At 64.7% G+C, this 2,538-nt stretch carries 3 protein-coding genes; all 3 read right to left on the reverse strand.

Annotation, left to right across the window (positions count from 1 at the left end):
- Positions 1-44: 44 nt before the first annotated feature.
- The gene (locus EN984_RS30840) at positions 45-1,076 is read right to left on the reverse strand and encodes an Hsp33 family molecular chaperone (protein WP_127267143.1); all 1,032 of its coding nucleotides are present in this window, start codon (positions 1,074-1,076) and stop codon (positions 45-47) included.
- Positions 1,077-1,186: 110 nt separating this feature from the next.
- Positions 1,187-2,098, reverse strand: coding sequence for an ornithine carbamoyltransferase (gene argF / locus EN984_RS30845; protein WP_127267144.1), 912 nt, complete (start codon positions 2,096-2,098; stop codon positions 1,187-1,189).
- 17 nt (positions 2,099-2,115) lie between these two features.
- On the reverse strand, positions 2,116-2,538 hold a 423-nt coding region (locus EN984_RS30850), incomplete at its 5' end, for an aminotransferase class III-fold pyridoxal phosphate-dependent enzyme (protein WP_127384196.1).

Raw genomic sequence — 2,538 nt, forward strand, 5'->3', positions numbered from 1 at the left:
TTCGGGCACCTTCTCCCCGTTTACGGGGAGAAGGAAAAACCCTGCTACTGCGCCGCGAATTCCGCCGGGTCGAAGTCATATTGCTTCGAGCAGAATTCGCAGGCGACGTGGATGCCACCATCCTCGGTGCTGTCCTTGATCTCCTGCGCGGAAAAACCCTCGAGGATGCCGCGGATCTTGTCCTTGGAGCACGAGCACTGGTCGGCGACCGGGACGCCGCCGAAGACGCGCACGCCATGCTCGTGGAACAGCCTGTAAAGCAGCCGCTCGGCACCGATTGTCGGGTCGATCAGTTCGGTCGGCTCGATCGTGCCGAGCAGCGCCAGCAACTCCTGCCAGGAATTGTCGACCGGGTCGTGGATCTCCTCGCGCGGATCGCCATCGCCACCCGGCAGATCCGGCACGCGCATGCGCTCGGGCGACTGCGGCAGGAACTGCGCCAGGATACCACCGGCGCGCCACTGCTCGCGGGCACCGCCAGGACCGGGCGTCAAAAGCTTGGCCACCGACAGCCTGAGATCGGTCGGGATCTGTTCCGACTGGCGAAAATAGGTGCGTGCCGCATCTTCCAGCGTCTCGCCGTCGAGCTGGACGATACCCTGATAGCGCTGCGTGTGAGCACCCTGGTCGATGGTCAGCGCCAGCACGCCGCTGCCGAGCAGGGTCTGCTGCGAGGTTTCGCCGGCCGCGACCAGCGCTTCCAGCCGGTCGGCGTCAAAACGCGCATAGGCGCGCAATGCCGAGGGCGTGGAAAAATCCGCGACCAGCATGTCGACAGGCCCGTCGGTGCGGGTCTGCAGGATGAACTTGCCCTCGAACTTCAGCGAGGTGCCGAGCAGCACGGTCAGCACACAGGCCTCCGCCAGCAGGCGGGCGACCGGCTCGGGATAATCGTGGCGGCTGAGGATGGCGTCGAGCATCGGCCCGAGTTGGACGGTGCGGCCCCGCACATCGAGCGGGCCGACCTCGAACGGCACGACATGATCGTCGCCGGCATAGCCAAATTCGCCGAGTTTGGGGTGATGTTCAGTCACTTGATAGGTTTCCAACATGACAAAGCTCCAGGGCGCGGCCATGCCGCCCTCCGGGGCGCATGCGTCGAAACGCGCTTGATTTGCGTGATGCGGCGCAAATAGGCATCACACCCCCGCAGATCAAGCTCCCGGGGATCAAGCGCCGAGACACTTCAAGCGCCGAGACACCAGGCAAGCACGGCCTTCTGGGCATGGAGCCGGTTCTCGGCCTCGTCGAAGACCACCGAATGCGGCCCGTCGATGACCTCGTCCGTCACTTCCTCGCCACGATGCGCCGGCAGGCAATGCATGAACAGCGCGTCCGGCTTGGCCTTGGCCATCAGCTTGGCGTTGACCTGATAGGGCGAGAACACGTTGTGGCCGCGGGCGCGATGCTCCTGACCCATCGAGACCCAACAATCCGTGACGATGCAGTCGGCCTGATCGACGGCTTCCTCGGGCGAGCGGGTGAAGTGCAGCTTGCCGCCATGTGCCCGCGACCAGTCGATATGCTTCTGCGCCGGTTCGCTGCCCTCAGGCACGGCGACGTTGAGGTTGAAGCGGAACCGGGCCGAGGCCTCAAGCAAGGAATGCAGCACATTGTTGCCGTCGCCGGTCCAGGCGATGGTCTTGCCGGCGACCGGACCGCGATGTTCCTCGAAGGTCATGATATCGGCCATCAGCTGGCAGGGATGGGTGTCGTCGGTCAATCCGTTGATCACCGGCACGGTGGCGTTCTCGGTCAATTCCAGCAGGCGCTCATGCGAGGTGGTGCGGATCATGATCGCATCGACATAGCGCGACAGCACCTTGGCCGTGTCGGCAATGGTCTCGGAGCGGCCGAGTTGCATCTCGGTGCCGGTCAGCATGATGGTCTCGCCGCCGAGCTGCCGCATGCCGACGTCGAAGGAGACGCGCGTGCGCGTCGACGGCTTGTCGAAGATCATTGCCAGCACCTTGCCTTCAAGCGGTTTGGTGCGCTCGCCGGCCTTGAGGCGCGCCTTTCGCACCACCGCATCGTCCAGCATCAAGCGCAGATCGCCTTCGGAAACGGTGGAAAGATCGGTGAAATGGCGAACTGACATCAGCAATGGTTCCGGGATTACTTCGCCGCGGCGGAAGCGATCGCCTCCGCCAGGCCCTTGGCGCCGGCGCGGATGCGGTTGAGCGCCTCATGGATCTCGGCGTCGGTGACGGTGAGCGGCGGCAACAGGCGAATGACGTTGTCGCCGGCCGGAACCGCCAGCAGGTTCTGGTCGCGCAAGGCCATGTTCACCTTGGTGTTGGGCATGGCGCATTTGAGGCCGAGCATCAGCCCGGCACCCCTGATGTCCTCGATGATTTCGGGAAACTCGTCGGCGACCGACGCCAGCCCCTGCTTCATCAGCAGCGCCTTGCGTTGGACATCTTCGAGGAAGCCGTCTTCCAGCACGACATCGAGCACGGCGTTGCCGACCGCCATGGCCAGCGGGTTGCCGCCGAACGTGGTGCCATGCACGCCAGCGGTCATGCCCACGGCCGCTTC

It is taken from the genome of Mesorhizobium sp. M7A.F.Ca.CA.004.12.1.1 (assembly GCF_003997835.1).
Lineage (GTDB): Bacteria > Pseudomonadota > Alphaproteobacteria > Rhizobiales > Rhizobiaceae > Mesorhizobium.

Excerpts from the sequence above, each read along its gene's own strand:
- EN984_RS30840 (WP_127267143.1), bottom strand. The coding sequence starts at position 1,076 with ATGGCCGCGCCCTGGAGCTTTGTCATGTTGGAAACCTATCAAGTGACT.
- argF (WP_127267144.1), bottom strand. The coding sequence starts at position 2,098 with ATGTCAGTTCGCCATTTCACCGATCTTTCCACCGTTTCCGAAGGCGAT.